Annotated in this window: 19 protein-coding genes; 9 read left to right on the forward strand and 10 right to left on the reverse strand. The window is 61.3% G+C overall.

Annotated elements, in window-relative coordinates; translation table 11 throughout:
* The first annotated feature begins 5 nt into the window (after window positions 1-5).
* The gene (locus tag J3P88_RS28775) at window positions 6-461 is read left to right on the forward strand and encodes a YiiD C-terminal domain-containing protein (protein WP_186707286.1); all 456 of its coding nucleotides are present in this window, start codon (window positions 6-8) and stop codon (window positions 459-461) included.
* 181 nt (window positions 462-642) lie between these two features.
* On the opposite strand, the gene cysQ is transcribed toward J3P88_RS28775, so the two are convergent.
* Together cysQ and nudE are read right to left on the reverse strand one after the other, a co-directional pair.
* Window positions 643-1,470, reverse strand: coding sequence for a 3'(2'),5'-bisphosphate nucleotidase CysQ (gene cysQ / locus J3P88_RS28780; RefSeq protein WP_186707287.1), 828 nt, complete (start codon window positions 1,468-1,470; stop codon window positions 643-645).
* Window positions 1,467-2,033 (reverse strand): ADP compounds hydrolase NudE, encoded by a 567-nt coding sequence (nudE, locus tag J3P88_RS28785; RefSeq protein ID WP_186707288.1) that lies wholly within the window; start codon window positions 2,031-2,033, stop codon window positions 1,467-1,469. Before nudE ends, cysQ begins: the two co-directional genes overlap by 4 nt.
* A gap of 88 nt (window positions 2,034-2,121) precedes the next feature.
* Here nudE and yrfG point away from each other — a divergent pair, with 88 nt between their 5' ends.
* Window positions 2,122-2,784, forward strand: a complete 663-nt coding sequence (gene yrfG / locus J3P88_RS28790; RefSeq protein WP_411386205.1) for a GMP/IMP nucleotidase — start codon at window positions 2,122-2,124, stop codon at window positions 2,782-2,784.
* Window positions 2,785-2,891: 107 nt separating this feature from the next.
* On the opposite strand, the gene lysM is transcribed toward yrfG, so the two are convergent.
* Window positions 2,892-3,332, reverse strand: a complete 441-nt coding sequence (lysM, locus tag J3P88_RS28795) for a peptidoglycan-binding protein LysM (protein ID WP_434573036.1) — start codon at window positions 3,330-3,332, stop codon at window positions 2,892-2,894.
* A 133-nt stretch (window positions 3,333-3,465) separates the two neighbouring features.
* Between lysM and J3P88_RS28800 the strand changes: the two genes are divergently transcribed.
* The 4 genes from J3P88_RS28800 (at window position 3,466) to J3P88_RS28815 (ending at window position 8,477) form a co-directional block, all read left to right on the forward strand.
* On the forward strand, window positions 3,466-4,353 hold the full coding sequence (locus tag J3P88_RS28800) for a LysR family transcriptional regulator (RefSeq protein WP_186707291.1): 888 nt from the start codon (window positions 3,466-3,468) through the stop codon (window positions 4,351-4,353).
* A 93-nt stretch (window positions 4,354-4,446) separates the two neighbouring features.
* Complete coding sequence (gene fdhD / locus J3P88_RS28805) at window positions 4,447-5,286, forward strand: formate dehydrogenase accessory sulfurtransferase FdhD (RefSeq protein ID WP_434573038.1); 840 nt, start codon at window positions 4,447-4,449, stop codon at window positions 5,284-5,286.
* Entirely contained in the window at window positions 5,283-7,631 is a 2,349-nt protein-coding gene (locus J3P88_RS28810) for an FdhF/YdeP family oxidoreductase (protein ID WP_434573040.1), read from the forward strand. The genes fdhD and J3P88_RS28810 overlap by 4 nt, the downstream gene beginning before the upstream one ends.
* Window positions 7,632-7,991: 360 nt before the next feature.
* A complete protein-coding gene (locus tag J3P88_RS28815) occupies window positions 7,992-8,477 on the forward strand; it encodes a glycine zipper domain-containing protein (protein WP_053181061.1) in 486 nt (161 codons plus the stop codon).
* An 84-nt stretch (window positions 8,478-8,561) separates the two neighbouring features.
* On the opposite strand, the gene J3P88_RS28820 is transcribed toward J3P88_RS28815, so the two are convergent.
* From J3P88_RS28820 to J3P88_RS28835, 4 genes are all read right to left on the reverse strand, one after another.
* Complete coding sequence (locus J3P88_RS28820) at window positions 8,562-8,981, reverse strand: acyl-CoA thioesterase (RefSeq protein WP_434573042.1); 420 nt, start codon at window positions 8,979-8,981, stop codon at window positions 8,562-8,564.
* A gap of 41 nt (window positions 8,982-9,022) precedes the next feature.
* Window positions 9,023-10,249 (reverse strand): 3-hydroxyacyl-CoA dehydrogenase, encoded by a 1,227-nt coding sequence (locus tag J3P88_RS28825; protein ID WP_411386202.1) that lies wholly within the window; start codon window positions 10,247-10,249, stop codon window positions 9,023-9,025.
* 109 nt (window positions 10,250-10,358) lie between these two features.
* Window positions 10,359-12,287, reverse strand: coding sequence for a RecQ family ATP-dependent DNA helicase (locus tag J3P88_RS28830; RefSeq protein ID WP_434573043.1), 1,929 nt, complete (start codon window positions 12,285-12,287; stop codon window positions 10,359-10,361).
* Window positions 12,288-12,482: 195 nt separating this feature from the next.
* Window positions 12,483-12,668, reverse strand: a complete 186-nt coding sequence (locus J3P88_RS28835; protein WP_434573045.1) for a hypothetical protein — start codon at window positions 12,666-12,668, stop codon at window positions 12,483-12,485.
* 66 nt (window positions 12,669-12,734) lie between these two features.
* Between J3P88_RS28835 and J3P88_RS28840 the strand changes: the two genes are divergently transcribed.
* Window positions 12,735-13,088, forward strand: a complete 354-nt coding sequence (locus J3P88_RS28840; protein WP_434573047.1) for a DUF1493 family protein — start codon at window positions 12,735-12,737, stop codon at window positions 13,086-13,088.
* Between the two features lie 77 nt (window positions 13,089-13,165).
* Here the strand turns inward: J3P88_RS28840 and J3P88_RS28845 are convergent, their stop codons facing one another.
* The 3 genes from J3P88_RS28845 to J3P88_RS28855 form a co-directional block, all read right to left on the reverse strand.
* Window positions 13,166-14,710 carry a phosphoenolpyruvate carboxykinase gene (locus J3P88_RS28845; protein ID WP_186707301.1) on the reverse strand — a complete coding sequence of 515 codons (1,545 nt, stop codon included), beginning with the start codon at window positions 14,708-14,710 and terminating at the stop codon, window positions 13,166-13,168.
* A 178-nt stretch (window positions 14,711-14,888) separates the two neighbouring features.
* Window positions 14,889-15,791, reverse strand: a complete 903-nt coding sequence (gene hslO, locus J3P88_RS28850) for an Hsp33 family molecular chaperone HslO (RefSeq protein WP_186707302.1) — start codon at window positions 15,789-15,791, stop codon at window positions 14,889-14,891.
* Window positions 15,792-16,035: 244 nt separating this feature from the next.
* Window positions 16,036-16,440 carry an RNA-binding S4 domain-containing protein gene (locus J3P88_RS28855; RefSeq protein ID WP_060739670.1) on the reverse strand — a complete coding sequence of 135 codons (405 nt, stop codon included), beginning with the start codon at window positions 16,438-16,440 and terminating at the stop codon, window positions 16,036-16,038.
* Window positions 16,441-16,737: 297 nt separating this feature from the next.
* Between J3P88_RS28855 and J3P88_RS28860 the strand changes: the two genes are divergently transcribed.
* Window positions 16,738-17,160: an ATP-dependent zinc protease family protein gene (locus J3P88_RS28860; protein WP_238349469.1), complete on the forward strand. Its 423-nt coding sequence runs from the start codon at window positions 16,738-16,740 to the stop codon at window positions 17,158-17,160.
* On the forward strand, window positions 17,157-18,062 hold the full coding sequence (gene rimK, locus J3P88_RS28865; protein WP_053117324.1) for a 30S ribosomal protein S6--L-glutamate ligase: 906 nt from the start codon (window positions 17,157-17,159) through the stop codon (window positions 18,060-18,062). The genes J3P88_RS28860 and rimK overlap by 4 nt, the downstream gene beginning before the upstream one ends.
* The last annotated feature ends 158 nt before the right edge of the window (window positions 18,063-18,220 follow it).

An 18,220-nucleotide genomic window follows, 5' to 3' on the forward strand; every position in this document is an offset into this window, starting at 1 on the left:
CCGCAATGAACCGCGACAGCCGTTACCTGGAATCGATCCTGCACCACGACATCCCCTTGACCCGGGACATGGGCCTCAAGGTGCTCGATTGGCAGGCCCGGCAACTGCGCCTGTCCTTGCCGCTGGCGGCCAACGTCAACCACAAGAGCACCATGTTCGGCGGCAGCCTGTATTGCGGCGCCGTACTCGGTGGCTGGGGCTGGCTGCACCTGGCCCTGCGCGAGGAAGGCATTGAAGACGGCCATATCGTGATTCAGGAAGGGCAGATCAGTTATCCGTTGCCGGTGACCCGCGATGCGGCCGTTGTCTGCCAAGCGCCTGAGGAAAAGCTCTGGAAACGCTTCCTGGCCACCTACCGGCGTTACGGACGGGCGCGGCTGGCCTTGCAGACCCAGGTGATGAACAGCGGGAGCGAGGACGTGGCGGTACAGTTCGAGGGGCAATACGTGTTGCACCGCTGAAACAGCACATGACCTGTATTGGAGGGTGGGTGGCCACTGTGGCGAGGGAGCTTGCTCCCGCTCGGTTGCGCAGCAACCGCCAAAGCAGGGGCTGCTTCGCAACCCAGCGGGAGCAAGCTCCCTCGCCACAAAAAGCACTCTTGCCAGACAAAAAGCTTTTGCCACAAGAATCAGATAGGGTTCAGGAACGAGCAAGCTCCAACAGCTTCCCACGCCACGCCGCTTTCGCCGGCAACGCCAGGAACGACGCATTCAACAGCGACTCACGCGGTGGATAACAGAACGGCTCGCCGCTCAAATCCAGCACCGCGCCTCCCGCACCTTCCAATACCCCCTGGGCGGCGGCGGTGTCCCACTGGGAGGTTGGCGCCAACCGTGGATAACAATCCGCCGCGCCTTCGGCCACCAGGCAAAACTTCAACGAGCTGCCAATACTGGTCAGTTGCAATTCGCCCAGGCTCGCGCTCAAACCGTTGAGTAGGCGCTCCTGCTCCGGGCTGGTGTGCCGGCGACTGGCGACCACGGTGAACGCCTCGCCCGGCGCCACTGCGTCACGCACCGCGATAGGCAACGGTACGCCCCCCTTGTCACCACGCCAGGCACCCAGCCCAGCGCCACCCACGTAGAAGCGACCATTGGTGGGCATCGACACCACGCCGAACACCACACGCCCCTGCTCTACCAAGGCAATGTTGACGGTGAACTCTTCGCTACCGGAAATGAATTCCTTGGTGCCATCCAGCGGGTCCACCAACCACCAGCGTTGCCAGCCGGCCCGCACGCTTTGCGCGATATCGGCGTCTTCTTCGGAAAGGATTGGAATGTCCGGGGCCAGCGCCGCCAGCCCGGCCACGAGCACATCATGAGCCGCCATGTCGGCAGCGGTCACCGGCGACTCGTCGGCCTTGTGGTTGACCAACACGTTGGCGCGCCAGAACGGCAGGATCGCCTCACCGGCCTTGAGCGCCAGCTCGACCACCGGGGCCATCAGCGAATGAGGAAATGTCATGACAGGAATGCTCCACGCTGGGCCAGCAGGTCACGGGCCAAGTACAGCGCCGCCAAGGCCCGGCCCTCGGTGAATTGCGGGTTTTGCGCCAGGGCCGACAGCTCGTGCAGGTTGACCTTGTCCACGCGCATCGGCTCGGGCTCGTCGCCCTCCAGGCGCTCTTCATACAAATCGGTCGCCAGCACCACTTGGATCTTCTGGCTCATATAGCCGGGGGACAGCGACAACTCGGTCAGATGTTCCAACTGTCGCGCCCCGAAACCGGCCTCTTCCTTGAGCTCCCGCTCGGCCGCCGCCAGTACATCTTCCCCTGGCTCGATCAAGCCCTTGGGCAGGGACAACTCGTAAGCATCGGTGCCACCGCAATACTCTTCCACCAGCACCGCATGGTCAGCGTCGAGCATCGCCACGATCATCACCGCGCCGTAGCCCGCCCCTTTGCTCGCCAGACGCTCATAAGTGCGCTCCACACCGTTGGAAAACCGCAATTTCAGTTCTTCCACACAGAATAGGCGGCTGGTAGCGACGATCCGGCGATCGAGTATGGTGGGTTTCTGGCGCATAAACGGCTCCCTGGGCGATAGCGGGCTACTATACCCGGCCTATTCTGATTGTTTGTGTCGGATATCCGATGACCGCTGGAGAAGTTTTATGGCCTTGCTGCCCTGGCATGAGATCGATACGGTTCTGCTGGACATGGACGGTACCCTGCTGGACCTGCATTACGACAACCACTTCTGGCTCGAACACCTGCCCCAGCGCTACGCCGACCTGCATGGTGTAAGCCGGGCGATGGCCGAGATGGAGCTGCAGCCATTGTTCGAGCGCAACGCCGGCCAGTTGCAATGGTATTGCCTGGATTTCTGGAGCGCCGAGCTGAAACTGCCGGTGCGCGAACTGAAGTTGGAAACCGCCCACCTGATCGCCTTGCGCCCGGACGCCGATACGTTCCTGGCCGCGATTCAGCGCGCCGGCAAACGCGTGGTGATGATCACCAACGCTCACCGCGATTCGTTGTCGCTGAAGCTGGAACGCATCGAACTGGCTCCCTACTTCGAGCGTTTGATCAGCTCCCACGACTACGGCTTCCCCAAGGAAAACCCGCAGTTCTGGGACGCATTGCAAGCCGACCTGAACTTCGACCCGGCCCGCAGCCTGTTCATCGACGACACCCTCCCGGTGTTGCGCAGCGCCCGGGATTTCGGCGTGGCGCACCTGCTGGCGGTCAGCGAGCCGGACAGTCGCAAGGGGCCGAAGGATACGGGGGAGTTCGAGGCGCTGGGGGATTATCGGGACTTGATCGAAGGGCTTTGACAGGATCAGTGTGGCGAGGGAGCTTGCTCCCGCTCGGCTGCGCAGCAGACGCATTGGGGCCGCTTCGCAGCCCGGCGGGAGCAAGCTCCCTCGCCACAAGGGGACAGTTATTCAGGGATACGCAGCACCTGCCCCGGATAAATCTTGTCCGGATGCGACAGCATCGGTTTGTTGGCCTCGAAGATCTTGTTGTACTTGTTCGGGTCGCCGTACTCGGCCTTAGAGATGGCGCTGAGGGTGTCCCCCTTCTTCACAGTCACGAAGCGCGCCGCTTGTGCCACTGGGCCAGTCACGGTGATCTGGTCGTCTACGCTACCGACACCGGCGATATTACCCACCGCCAACAGGATTTTTTCCTTCTCTTCCTGGCTCGCCACTTCACCTGTGACGATGACTTTGTCGCCCTCGATGGTCGCCTGTACATTCGGATTACCCAGGCCGACCTTTGCAATGTGCTCTTTCAGTTGTTCGCTGGCATTGGCGTTACCGGGGGTCAGCAGGTCGATCAGCTTTTCACCGGCTTCCTTCACAAAGCTAAAGATACTCATGGCACATGCTCCTTGATTTAAGTGTCCAGACGCAAAGACTAGACCAGGCGAGACGAACCCGGTTCCCAGCCGACCAATGACCCCGCCACGCGCAAGCGCTAGAATCCGAATCTTCCCGCGCCCTGGAGCGAAGATGGACATCAAGCAGCTGAAATTTCTCATCGCGCTGGACGAAACCCGTCACTTCGGCCAAGCCGCCGCACGTTGCCATATCACCCAGCCGACGTTGTCGATGCGCCTGCGCAGCCTTGAAGAAGAACTCGACTTGCCATTGGTCAACCGCGGCCAGCGCTTTGAAGGTTTTACCGCGCCGGGGGAACGGGTGCTGGCCTGGGCACGCACGGTGCTGGCGGCTTATGACGGGCTGCAGGCCGAAGCAGCGGCCTGCCGCGGCAACCTGGTGGGTACGCTGCGCCTGGGCGTGGTGCCGTTGTCGGACTTCGACCCGCTGGCGATGATGCAGCGCTTGCACACCGAACACCCCAGCCTGCGTTTCGAATTGTCGTCCCTGAGTTCCGAACGCATCCTCGAACAGTTGGCGAACAACCGCATCGACCTGGGCATTTCCTACTTGGAGCGGCTGGACAATGAACGCTTCGAGGCCCTGCCCTTCAGCCCCACCCGCATGGGCTTGCTTTACGACCAGCGGTATTTCTTTTTCGGTGAACAACCGCTGAGCTGGGAAGCGTTGATCGAACTGCCGCTGGGCATGCTCACCAGCGGCATGCATTTTCGCCAGTCCATTGATCACAATTTCCACAGCCGGGGTCTGACGCCCCAACCGCTGTTGCAAACCGACGCGGTGCATCAATTGTTACAAGCTGTGCATGGGGGCTTGTGTTGCGCGGTGATGCCCCTGGACAGCGGCCTTAATGTCCTGACCGAAGACTTGCGCATCCAGCCCATTGAAAACGCCCAGACGTTGGTTTCGCTGGGCCTGATCATGCGGCGCGGTGCCCCCCGCTCGGCGTTGGCCGAGGCCTGTTTTGCCCTCTATCAGAAATCAGCGACGACTTCTTGATCGACGTCATCTATTGGAAGATCAGTAATAGCGATTAGACGTGGCAGATTGCCGCATTTAGTCTTAGCACTATTCCTACTTTCAGTGATGCCTATGAACGACAAGCCTCCGGTCAGTCCAGCGCCTGCGATGGAAACATCCGCGCCGGCCGCCAGCCAGAGCTATCGCTACTGCAATCTGGACCACGCCCAATCGGACAGCACCGCGCTGGCCGAGGAAGTGGCGCTGGCGATTGCCTATAACGGCATTAGCCAGGCGGTCATGCTGGTCACGCCCACCGACCTTGAAGACTTCATCGTCGGCTTCAGCCTCGGCAGCGGCATCATTGAAGACTCATCGGACATCTACGACCTGCAACTGAGCGGCACCGGTGCCGCGCACTACGCCCAGGTAACCATCGCCAACCGCGCCTTCTGGAACCTCAAGCAGCAACGCCGGCAGTTAGCGGGCACCAGTGGCTGCGGGTTGTGCGGTGTGGAAGCGGTGGAACAGGCCTTGCCCAACCTCAAGGTGCTGCCCGGCGCGCCCTTGCCTGCCGCGCAATGGCTCGATGGCCTGCGTGACCGTATCGGTCAGTTCCAGCCCTTGGGCCAACATTGCGGCGCGGTGCATGCAGCCTTGTTCATGAATGCCCAGGGTGAGTTGCTCCTGGGCCGCGAAGACATTGGTCGGCACAACGCCCTCGACAAACTGATCGGCGCGCTGATCCGGCAACAAATCCCGGTGGCCGGTGGCGTGGCGATCGTCACCAGCCGTTGCAGCCTCGAACTGATCCAGAAAGTACTGCGCGCCGGCATCCAGACCCTGGTCAGCCTGTCGTCGCCCACGGGCCTCGCCGTGCAATGGGCCCGTCAACACAACCTCAACCTCATCCACCTGCCGCAAAAAAGTGCGCCGCGGGTCTACAGCCCTGCGATGGAGAAACAAGCGTGAGCAATCATCAACAAGCCGACCAGAAACCCGTACCACGCTACAAGCCCTACAAGGGCCCGGCCGGTGGTTGGGGTGCGCTGATCAGTGTCGCTCAGGCCTGGTTGACCAGCGACAACGCGCTGAAGAACATCCGCATGATGCTCAAGACCAACCAGAACGGCGGTTTTGACTGCCCAGGTTGTGCCTGGGGCGACTCGCCGGAAAGCGGCATGGTCAAGTTCTGCGAGAACGGCGCCAAGGCCGTGAACTGGGAGGCTACCAAGCGCCGTGTCGATGCCGCATTTTTCGCCAGACACAGCGTGACCTCGCTGCTGGAACAGAGCGACTACTGGCTCGAATACCAAGGTCGCCTGACCGAGCCAATGCGCTACGACGCCGAAACCGACCGCTACAAGCCCATCAGTTGGGAAGCGGCGTTCGCCCTGGTTGGCAAGCACCTGCAGGGGCTGTCCAGCCCCAACCAGGCCGAGTTCTACACCTCGGGCCGGGCCAGCAACGAAGCGGCCTATTTGTATCAACTGTTCGTACGCGCCTATGGCACCAACAATTTCCCTGACTGCTCGAACATGTGCCACGAGGCCAGCGGCGTAGCGCTGGCCCAGAGCGTGGGCGTGGGCAAGGGCACAGTGACGTTCGACGACTTCGAGCACGCCGACGCGATTTTCGTCTGGGGCCAGAACCCTGGCACCAATCATCCGCGAATGCTCGAACCACTGCGCGAGGCGGTGAAGCGCGGCGCCCAAGTGATCTGCATCAACCCGCTCAAGGAGCGTGGCCTGGAGCGCTTCCAGCATCCGCAGAGCCCGTTCGAAATGCTCACCAACGGCAATAAGCCGACCAACACCGCGTATTTCCGCCCGGCCCTGGGTGGTGACATGGCGATCTTGCGCGGCATGGCGAAGTTCCTGCTGCAATGGGAGCGGGAGGCGCAGGACAGCGGTGCGCCGGCCGTGTTCGACCACGCGTTCCTCAACGAACACAGTGCCAACGTGCTGGATTACCTGGCGGCGGTCGACGATACACCGTGGGCGCAGATCGTCGAGCAATCGGGCCTGACCCTGGTCGAAATCGAACAGGCGGCGCGCATGTACGCCAGAAGCAAGAACGTGATCATGTGCTGGGCGATGGGCATCACCCAGCACCGTCACTCGGTGGCGACCATCCAGGAAATCGCCAACGTGATGATGCTGCGCGGCAACATTGGCCGGCCAGGCGCAGGCCTGTGCCCGGTCCGCGGCCACAGCAACGTGCAGGGCGACCGGACCATGGGCATCAACGAACGTCCGCCAGTGGCGTTCCTCGACACGCTGGAGCGGCGCTTCCAGTTCAAGGTTCCGCGTGAGAACGGCCACAACGTGGTCGAGGCGATCCACGCCATGGCCGACGGCCAGGCGAAAGTGTTCATCGCCCTGGGCGGCAACTTCGCCCAAGCCACGCCGGACAGCCACCGCACCTTCCAGGCCCTGGCCAATTGCGATCTGACAGTGCAGATCAGCACCAAGCTCAACCGCAGCCACCTGGCCCACGGCAAGGACGCGCTGATCCTGCCGTGCCTGGGCCGCACCGACATCGACCTGCAGACCGAAGGCGCGCAAGCGGTGACCGTGGAGGACTCCTTCAGCATGGTGCATGCCTCCATGGGTCAGTTGCAGCCGCTGTCGAACCAGATGCGCTCGGAACCGTGGATCGTCGCCGGTATCGCCGCCGCCACGCTGGGTAGCCGCCCGGTGGATTGGAACTGGCTGGTGGCCGACTACAGCCGCATTCGCGACCTGATCGCCGAGACCGTCCCCGGCTTCAAGGACTTCAACGAAAAGCTGAAGAACCCCGGCGGATTCTACCTGGGCAACAGCGCCGGCTCGCGACGCTGGAACACCCCGTCGGGCCGCGCCAACTTCAAGCCGAACCGGTTGCCGACCGACCTCGTGCATGAGCGCACCCGTGCCACCGGCCAGTTGCCCGACCTGATCATGCAGTCCATGCGTTCCCACGATCAGTACAACACCACCATTTACGGCCTCGACGACCGCTATCGCGGTGTAAAGGGCCAGCGCGACGTGTTGTTCGTCAACGAAGCGGACATCATTCGCCTGGGCTTCAAGCCGGGGCAGAAAGCCGACATCGTCTCGCTCTGGGAAGACGGTCGCGAGCGTCGGGTCAAGGGGTTTACCTTGCTGGCGTTCGACATTCCGGCCGGGCAGGCTGCGGCCTACTACCCTGAAGTGAACCCGCTGGTACCGCTGGAAAGCACCGGTGATGGCAGCCATACGCCGACGTCGAAATTCGTCGCGATCCGCCTGGAAGCGGCGAGTAAGAACGGACTGATCCTGGCCAAGTCGGCTTGATACAACCTTTTGGATCATGGTGGTCGTGTGGCGAGGGAGCTTGCTCCCGCTGGGCTGCGTAGCAGCCCCTTCCATCCATTCACCTGAAACGCCGAGATGCTAAGCTTCAGGGCCGCTTCGCGCCCCAACGGGAGCAAGCTCCCTCGCCACAAACGACTTTTCGAACGGGCACAAAAAAGGCCGTTCCCCATGGAAAACGGCCTGTCTCAAGTAGCTAAAGACCGGCCAATTCACCTTAAGTTCCCACCGAAAAACAATAACTTAGAGAATTGTGCACAAGTCGTGCTACTCGTCGGATTTCGATTGTAAGCAAGCGAAGCCAGCCTCAGGATCGCGCCGTCATCCCTTTGAGGCTCCTCTATGAAGTTCTCCTCCATTCTCTTGTTGTCCCTTAGCCTGGCCAGTGGCATCGCTTCCGCCGGTGGTACTGCCGAAGCAGGTGTGGGCGGCGCATTAGGCGGGGTTTTGGGTTCGGTCGTCGGCCAGTCCCTGGGCGGCAATACCGGTTCCACTATCGGCGCGGCGCTGGGCGGTGCAGGCGGTAGTGCAGTCGGTGCAGACAGACACAGCCGCGGCGAAGCGGCAATCGGCGGCGCGCTGGGTGCGGCCGGCGGCAACGTGGTCGGCCGTAGCGTCGGCGGCAGCACCGGCAGCCTGATCGGTGCGGCAGCGGGCGGTGGCGCCGGTGGCGCCCTGGGTAACTACATGGGCAAGGACGATGACGATGACCGCCGTTATGACGGCCGCCGTGGCGACCGCCGCTACTACCGTGACGGCCATCCGGGTCGCGGCCATGCCTATGGGCATCGCAAGCACAAGCATAAACATCGTTATTACGACGATTGATCGCTGGCTTTGATACCTGCCGATAAAAGATCGCAGCCTTTGGCAGCTCTTCACAGAGCCTGACCGGAGGCTGCGATTTTTGTTTCAGACCACCAAACGCTCCATCGCCCCACGCAGCCGATCCGGAATCGCCACCGGCCGATTCGATGCCCGATCCACGAATACGTGGACAAAACGCCCCGCCGCGCAGGCCTCTTCCTCACCCGCCTTGAACACCGCCAGCTCGTACTGCACCGAACTGCTGCCCAACTTGCCGACCCGCAGGCCGATTTCAATCCGGTCTGGAAAGGCGATCGAGGCAAAATAGTCGCAGGCCGAACTCACCACGAACCCCACCACCTCTCCGTCATGGATATCCAGGCCCCCGACCTCGATCAGGTAGGTATTCACGGCGGTATCGAAAAAGCTGTAGTAGGTGACGTTGTTGACGTGACCGTACACATCGTTGTCGTGCCAACGCGTGGTGATGGGTTGCAAGTGTGGGTATTCGCTACGTTGGGGCATCAAGTGCTCTTCATGGTTGTTCAATGATTTCAGGATGACGCCTATCGGCTCGCGAACCCCTTTCCCTGCGCCGCCAGTTCGCCGATCAGGCGCGCGGGCTGCCACTGGTCACCCTGCTTCGTTTCGAGCTCCAGCAGGCGCTCGTGGATAGCTTCCAGCCCCTGCCCGTCGGCCCAGGCCATCGGCCCGCCCTTTTCCGCGGGAAAGCCATAGCCGTTGAGGTAGACCAGGTCGATATCATGGGCCGACTCGGCAATACCTTCCTGCAAGATCTTCGCCCCCTCGTTGACCAGCGCCAGCAAGCAGCGCTCAAGGATTTCCTCCGGGCCGATCTCGCGACGCTGGAACCCCAACGCTTCGCTGACCCGCAGCACCAGCGCATCGACCTCGACGTCATGCTCGGCCTGTCGACTGCCCGGCTCGTAGTGATAGTACCCATTGCCGCTTTTCTGGCCGAACCGCCCCAGTTCGCACAAACGATTGTCCACTTGCACCTCGGGCGCGTCCTGGCCCTTCCCCGCCAGCTCACGGGCACGCCATTCCAGGTCGATGCCGACCACGTCGTACATGCGGAACGGCCCCATGGCGAAGCCGAAGCCTTGCAACGCCGCATCCACCTGGTAGGGGAACGCCCCCTCCAGCAGCATCTTGCGCGCTTCCAGCACATACGGGTGGAGCATCCGGTTGCCGATGAAACCATGGCAGTTGCCCGATATCACGCTGACCTTGCCCATGCGCTTGCCCAGCACCAAGGCCGCGTCCAGCACCGCTTTGGAGGTTTGCGCACCGCGGACGATTTCCAGCAGCTTCATGATGTGCGCCGGGCTGAAGAAATGCAGGCCCAGGACCTGGGCTGGCCTGCGAGTGACAGCGGCGATGGCATCGATGTCCAGTGCCGACGTATTGCTCGCCAGGATCGCCTCGGGCTTCAACAGGCCGTCCAGCTCGCGAAAGATAGTCTGCTTGAGCTCCAGGTTTTCGTAGACCGCCTCGATCACCAGGTCCACGTCGCGGATCGCCGCGTAATCCTGTGCCCGCGTCACCCGGGCGATCCGCGCATCCGCCTCACCCTGGTCGATACGGCCCTGGCGCACGCCATGGGCGTAGGTCTCGGCTACGGCGGCCAACGCCTGCTCAAGCATTTGCGGATTGTTGTCGACCCATTGCACCGCCACGCCGGCATTGGCCAGGCACATCACGATGCCCCGTCCCATGGTGCCTGCACCGACCACCGCGGCGCGCTGAATATCGAAGGGTGTCTGGCTCATGTCTGCTCTCTTGTTTTGGCGATCCGAAGACAGCCTTCACCTTAGTCAGCCAACGAATGTTTTTGAAATTTATTCGTGTGATGAGGGGCATTCAGCGGATGGATGCAGCTCACAGGTGCGCTTGGGCCCACTGGCGAACTTCAGCGTATGGATACGTTTCCAGTGCGGCATACCCATGGATCTTCCGTGCCTTCAAACGGGTGAACAGCGGCACGCTGATTCCGCACAGGAACCGGGTGAGGCGCTCGGCAGACGGCACGCTGCCGCTGTGCTGCTCATGCGTGTGGATAAAATCGCCACACAGCGCCTCGAAATCTTTATCCACAAGCGCCGGCAATACGGGCGGCTCCGGCAGGCGGGCAACATGCCCATGGCACACCGAACAATGGCCGCACTGGCGTGGCGCATTGCCGTCGCCGAAGTACTCCGCCAAGCGATGACCCAGGCAACGGTCAGTGGCGAACAATTCGAGCATGGCGTGGATCCGCGCGATCTCACCGTGTTCGTGCCGGGTGAAGTAGGCGTGTAGCTCGGTGCTCAAGAGCTGCGCATCCAGATCCGCTTCCAGCACGCTGTACACCTCGGTCATCTGTTTGCTTTCCAGCTCGATCCAGCCCTTTTCCTGGAAATAATCCAGCGCCTTCACCACCCGATTACGCTCGGCGCGATACTGCTGGTACATCCCGTTAAAATCCACCGTGGCCCAACTCCGGGCGCGACTGGAGGTTTGGATGATGGCCGCGACGAAGTCCCGTCGCTCCCCTTCGAAGCGCTCCAGCAGCTCGTGCGGCTCGGTCAGGAACTTGAAGCGGTACTCGGCGAAATAGGCATAACGCGGCGCGATCAGCCGGCGCAATTCCAACTGGACCAGCAGCGTCTTGAGCGGCAGTTGCCGGATGTTGCTCTGGTCAGCTAGCGGTCCCAACAAGAATTCCCACTGCCCGTCGGCTGCCGCGGCCTTCAATTCATCGAGCACGCAACGAATGCCGGTAAGCTCCGGCGTATCGCCATACACGAAGTTTTCCAGCACGTTGAGGCTGTCGCGGTTGGCCAGCACCAGGCAATCGGAGGGCTTCCCGTCCCGTCCGGCGCGGCCGATCTCCTGGCTGTAGTTTTCGATGGACTTGGGCAAGTCGAAATGCACGACGTTGCGGATATCACTCTTGTCGATGCCCATGCCAAAGGCGATGGTCGCGACGATGCAATTGGATTGGCCGCCCATGAATCGCCGCTGGATGGTTTCGCGCTGTTCATGAGGCAAACCGGCGTGATAGGCCTCGGCCTGGATACCGTGCCGCCCCAAGTGCTCAGCGATCTGCTCGGCGGTTCGCTGCAAGGTGACGTAGACGATGCTCGGCTGCCCGGCACGCTCGCCCAACCACTGCACCAGTCGCGCGCGCTTGTCGGCACCGCGCACGGGCTCGACCAGCAGATTGAGGTTCGGTCGGTAGAAACCGGTCGTCACCACATCGACGGCAGCGATGGCGAATTTCGCCTGCATATCGGCGATGACCTTGGGTGTCGCGGTGGCCGTCAGCAGCAATACCTGGGGAATATTGAACTGGTGCTGGTAATCGGGAAGCTTGAGGTAATCAGGTCGGAAGTTATGCCCCCATTCCGAAATGCAGTGGGCCTCGTCCACCACCAGCAACGAGATCGGCACCTGCTGCAGGAAATTGCGAAAGCGCTCGTTCTTCAGGCGCTCCACGGAAACCATCAGGATCTTCAACTCACCTGAACGGGCCCGCGCCATGGCGTCGTTGGCTTCGTCACGGCTCTGGGCCGAATCGATGCTGGCCGCCGCGATGCCGTGGCGCTGGAGGAACGCCAACTGGTCCTGCATCAACGCCAGCAACGGTGAGACCACCAGCGTCAGGTGCGGCAAGAGCAGGGCCGACAATTGATAACACAGGGACTTGCCCGATCCGGTGGGAAAGATGGCCGCCGCCGACCGACCGGCCAGTACGGCACCGATGACCGCCTCCTGACCGGGACGAAACTGTGGATAACCGAAAACCTGTTCCAGGGTGCTGTGCATGCGCGGTCGCTCCTTTGACTGCTGCGATGCCCAAAGCCTAGCGGGACAATGCGGCGAGTCGAGAAAAGGTCGGGGTCGAATCGATACGGGATGATACAGCCTGAATGGTCGCGACGCGGATCGACTCAAGAGGCAACGCAAGCGCGAAGACGTTTGATAACTGACCGTTTGAGCTTGGCGTTCAGTCATAAGACGTTAAATAAAGATCCAGCCCCTGCGGAAACTCAATGAGGCCAATCGTTCAATTTCAGGCACCTGCTCTGCAGCAGCGCTGGCAGCAGCACCAAGGGAAACCGGCATAGTCCGATCCAGGGCAAACGTGCCGAAGCTTGCCGGCAACGACCCGCCGATGTTCTTAAGCTGATCTTCTTCTTTTTCCAATGGCCAGCGATTCCCCCTAAACTTTCCCTCCAGACGAACACACGCCAACGCCCCGGAAACCTCGCCATGCACCTCGCCCCAGACTTCCCTGACGATCACACCATGCGCCAGCTCATGGAGCTGCTCCACGAAGAAATCGGCCTGCCTGAACGCAAGACGATTCGCCTGGACACCGCGATCAATCTCGACTGGGGTTGTGACGGCGCGGACGCTCGGCATCTGATGGAAGCAGTGGAGGAACGATTCGCCATCGAGTTCATCGACTACGACGCCTATCGCTATTTCCAGCCTGAAGGATTCGATGTGTTTCAAAAGCGCAGGGCCAAGGGCCGGGGGAACAAGCTGCCATTGACCATCGGCATGCTTTACAAGGCGATCAAGGCACAGCGATGGGATACGCGGGAAGTGGAAGAGGCCTAGCTGATCGGGGTGCCTCGAATAACCATGCATAAAAAAACCGCCCATTGAAGGGCGGTTTTTTATTCACCAACCAAGCCTTACAGCTGTGGACCTGCCGCCTTGATCGCGTCGCTCACGTCGAACTTCTTGAAGTTCTCGATGAACAGACCGGCCAATGCCTTGGCGGCTTCGTCGTAGGCGGCTTTGTCGGCCCAGGTGTTGCGTGGGTTCAACAGGCCAGTCTCGACGCCTGGAACTGCCAGCGGCACGTCCAGGTTGATGATGTCCAGGTGTTCGGTTTCAGCACCGATCAGCGCGCCGCTCTGGATCGCTGCGATCACAGCACGGGTGGTCGGGATGTTGAAGCGCTTGCCGACGCCGTAGCCACCACCGGTCCAACCGGTGTTGACCAGGTAGACCTTGGAGCCGAAACCGCGGATGCGCTTGATCAGCAGCTCAGCGTATTCACCGGCTGGACGCGGGAAGAACGGGGCGCCGAAGCAGGTGGAGAAGGTCGACTTGATGCCGCTGCCCGAACCCATTTCGGTCGAGCCCACCAGTGCGGTGTAGCCGGACAGGAAGTGGTAGGCGGCTTGTTCTTCGCTGAGGATCGACACCGGCGGCAAAACGCCGGTCAGGTCGCAGGTCAGGAAGATTACAGCGTTTGGCTCGCCACCGAGGTTTTTCGGTGCGCGTTTTTCGATCAGCTCACGCGGGTAGGCGGCGCGGCTGTTCTGGGTCAGGCTGTCGTCGGCGTAGTCGGCTTTCTTGGTGACGGGGTCCAGAACGACGTTTTCCAGTACGGCACCGTGCTGGATGGCTTTCCAGATGACCGGCTCGTTCTTCTCGGACAGGTCGATGCACTTGGCATAGCAACCGCCCTCAATGTTGAAGACCACGCCCACGCCCCAGCCGTGCTCGTCGTCACCGATCAGGTAACGGCTTTCATCGGCAGACAGGGTGGTCTTGCCGGTGCCCGACAAGCCGAAGAACAGGGTCACATCGCCCTCTTCGCCCATGTTCGCGGCGCAGTGCATCGGCAGCACGTCAACAGCCGGCAGCAGGAAGTTCTGCACGGAGAACAGGGCTTTTTTCATCTCACCGGCGTAGCGCATGCCGGCGATCAGCACTTTCTTGGCCGCAAAGTTGATGATCACGGTGCCGTCGGAGTTGGTGCCGTCGCGCTCAGGCTCGCAAACGAAATTCGGCGCGTTGAGGATCTGCCATTCGTCCTTGCCACCGGCGTTGTACTGCTCGGGGTTGATGAACAGGCAACGGCCGAACAGGTTGTGCCACGCCGTCTCGGTGGTCATCTTGACCGGCAGGTAGTGCGCAGGATCGGAGCCTACATGCACATGGGATACAAAACGCTCGCGCTCGCCCAGGTAGGCTTCAACGCGGCTCCACAGGGCATCGAACTTGTCGGCCGGGAACTTGCGGTTGATCGGGCCCCAGGCGATGGCGTCCTGGGTGGTTGGCTCTTCCACAATGAAACGGTCGACTGGCGAGCGACCGGTACGATGACCGGTACGGACAACCAGCGCGCCAGTATCGGCAAGCTCGCCTTCACCGCGATTCAGGGCTTCTTTGACCAGATCATCGACACTCAGATCGGTGTACACGGCGTTATTGGCTTGCGTCATGAGATTCCCCGTCGGCCCGTGGCCGAGTGCTCCAAACGTTTTGTAGTAGGAAGTCGCGCACTACTACCCGAAAAAAGTGGGCCGGATTATGCCAGAAAACCCCAAAAAGAGTAGGGCCCTCCCGTCAGTACGGCGTAAATCCGGCGTTTGCCAGGAGATTTACCTGCGCTGAACCGTTTTAGTGTCGAGTATCTGACGGTGTGTCGACACCCGCACCGGCGAACAATTGAGCGATGTCCGCCGCGTCGAACAGGTAGCGTTCGTTGCAGAACTGGCAGTCGACTTCGATGGCGCCGCCATGCTCGATCACCAGTTGCTGCGCATCTTCCAGACCCAGACTGACCAGCGCATTGCCGGAACGTTCACGAGAGCAACTGCATTGGAAGCGCAACGGCTGGCCGTCGAACAAGCGTACCTGCTCCTCGTGGTAGAGGCGATGCAGCACCGTTTCGTTGTCCAGGCCCAGTAGCTCATCGGCGCTCAAGGTGCTGGCCAGAGCGGTGATGTGCTGCCAGCTGGCATCACGTTCTTCCGGGTCACGCAGGCGATCGGCAGGCAGCTGTTGCAGCAGCAAACCACGCGCGCGCCGCCCGTCGGCGTAGAGCCAGAAGCGGGTATTGGTCTGCTGGGACATGACGAAGTAGTTGGTGAAGCATTCAGCCAGGGTCGCCCCGTCCAGATCGACGATGCCCTGGTAACGCTGGCCTTGGGTCGGATCGACCGTCAGGGCCAGCACGCCGTTGGGCATCATGTCGGCCAGGGTGGCGTCGGGCGCGATCTGTTCGGCGTCATACCGGGCCAGGCCACGGATCTCACGCTCGCTGGAGCATTCGATCATCAGCAGCGGGACCGGACCTTCGGAGCGCGCCTGGAGAATCAGCAAGCCATCGAACTTCAAGGTGCCCACCAGCAACGCTGCGGCCGCCATCAGCTCGCCGAGCATTTGTGCGACCGGCTCCGGATAGGGGTGCTTGGCGAGGACTTCGGCGTAGCTACGCTCCAACGCCACCAGCTCGCCACGGGCGTCGCTGTCATCGAAGATGAAACGCTGGGTGTAGTCGGTATCCGGTAAATCAGTCATAGGGTCTGGTATCTGAAGTGATGACAAATGATGGCAGGCATTTTAGGGGCATTCAGGGTGGGTTCCAAGCAAGGCTTGGGTTTGCCTGACGGGAAGGGACTGACGCCCATCTGAATGTGTAGGCTGACACATTGTGGCGAGAGAGCTTGCTCCCGCTCGGTTGCGCAGCGACCGCAAGATTTCGGGGCCGCTGCGCAGCCCAGCGGGAGCAAGCTCCCTCGCCACGGGTGACATGACCGGCGTTTTATTCGTTGTTGCTGCCATGAAACTTGAACAGGTCCCGGCGCTGCTTCTTGCTCGGTTTGCCGTCGGTGCTGACCCCCAGGGCGCCGGCCTTGCGTTGCGCGGCGGCGGCTTCGCGCTTGGCGATGCTGGCTTCGGTTTCACGATACAGCGCCTGTGCTTCAGGCGCGCCGCGCCGCACGATCGACAGGGCCTCGACCACCACGGTCTTTTCATCGAACCCGGTGCGGATGACAAACTCATCGCCGATACGTGGCTCCTTGCCCGGCTTGCAACGTTCTCCCCGGTGATGGACCTTGCCGCTTTCGATGGCGGTCTTGGCCAGGGCCCGCGTCTTGTAGAATCGCGCCGCCCATAACCATTTATCGAGACGGACCTTGTCGTCCTCTTCCTTTTTTTGTGCCACTGCCATTCCTCTTTTCTGCCAATAGCCGGAACTGTACTACCGTTTTTGTCGGGCGCACGAATCCGGCCCGACGGATAGAATGCCCGTCAAACCGACGCCGTACGCATCGCTGGGGTCGGAATCGGTTACAAGCACAAACAAGTGCGTAGATAACTGTCGCCATTTTGTGATTATTCTGCGTGAATACCGCGATTCGCGGAGTCCACGATCCGATGTGCCAATTTCAGGTTGTTCTTATTGAAGACTTTTGACCATCTGACCGTCGTCGGTCTGCGCGAATGGGTGGCGCTCCCGGACCTGGGAGTCGCGGGCCTGCGGGCAAAAATCGACACCGGGGCCAGCACCTCCAGCCTGCATGCCACTGACATCGAACCTTTCGAGCGCGATGGCGAAAAGTGGGTACGCTTCACCGCGCACCTCGGCACGGTGGTGCAATTGCGCCATCGCCGCTGCGAAGCCCCGCTGGTGGCGCGCAAGACCATCAAGAGTTCCAACGGTCACGCCCAGGTCCGCTACGTGATCAGCACCACGTTGGCGCTGGGCGACCGGATCTGGCGGGTCGAGTTCACCCTGGCCTGCCGCAAATCCATGCGATATCGCCTGTTACTGGGTTCCAAAGCCTTGATCGACGGCCAACTGGTGGTCAATCCGGGTAGCAAATACGTTCAAGACAAGCCGGCATTCCCGGTGTCCACTACCTCTGCCACAGGTGTTGCATGAAGATCGCTGTGCTGTCGCGTAATCCGCGTCTGTATTCCACCCGTCGCCTGGTCGAAGCAGGGACCGAACGTGGCCATGAAATGGTGGTGATCGATACCCTGCGCGCCTACATGAACATCGCCAGCCACAAGCCGCAGATCCATTACCGTGGCAAACCGCTGGAAGGGTTCGACGCGGTGATCCCGCGGATCGGCGCATCCGTGACGTTCTATGGCTGCGCGGTGTTGCGCCAGTTCGAAATGATGGGGGTGTTTCCCCTCAACGAGTCGGTGGCCATCGCCCGTTCCCGGGACAAATTGCGCTCGTTGCAGTTGCTCTCACGGCGTGGGATCGGCCTGCCGGTCACCGGTTTTGCCCACTCCCCCGACGATATTCCCGACCTGATTGCGATGGTCAACGGCGCACCGCTGGTGATCAAGGTGCTGGAAGGCACCCAGGGCATCGGCGTGGTCCTGTGTGAGACCGCGACGGCGGCGGAGTCGGTGATCGAAGCGTTCATGGGCCTGAAGCAGAACATCATGGTCCAGGAATACATCAAGGAAGCCGGGGGCGCAGACATTCGCTGCTTCGTGGTCGGCGACAAGGTGATTGCCTCGATGAAACGCCAGGCCAAGCCCGGTGAATTCCGCTCCAACCTGCATCGCGGCGGCAGCGCCAGCCTGATCAAGATCACGCCGGAAGAGCGCATGACCGCCCTGCGGGCCGCAAAGGTCATGGGCCTGGCCGTGGCCGGCGTGGATATCCTGCGCTCCAATCATGGGCCGCTGGTGATGGAGGTCAATTCCTCGCCGGGCCTGGAAGGCATCGAGACCACCACGAACAAGAACGTGGCGGGAATCATCATTGAGCACCTGGAAAAGAATGGCGGGCCGAACATGACCCGGACCAAGGGTAAGGGTTAATTCAACACAAACCCCTGCGGGAGCTAGCTTTTGTGGGAGCCGAGCTTGCTCGCGATAGCGGTGTGTCAGTCAAGATCAACTTTACTGATCCACCGCTATCGCGAGCAAGCTCGGCTCCCACAGGACTCGCTCCCACAGCGTCTCTGTCTTGCTTGAGA

The organism is Pseudomonas sp. Z3-6, from assembly GCF_051131985.1.
Lineage (GTDB): Bacteria > Pseudomonadota > Gammaproteobacteria > Pseudomonadales > Pseudomonadaceae > Aquipseudomonas > Aquipseudomonas zanjanensis.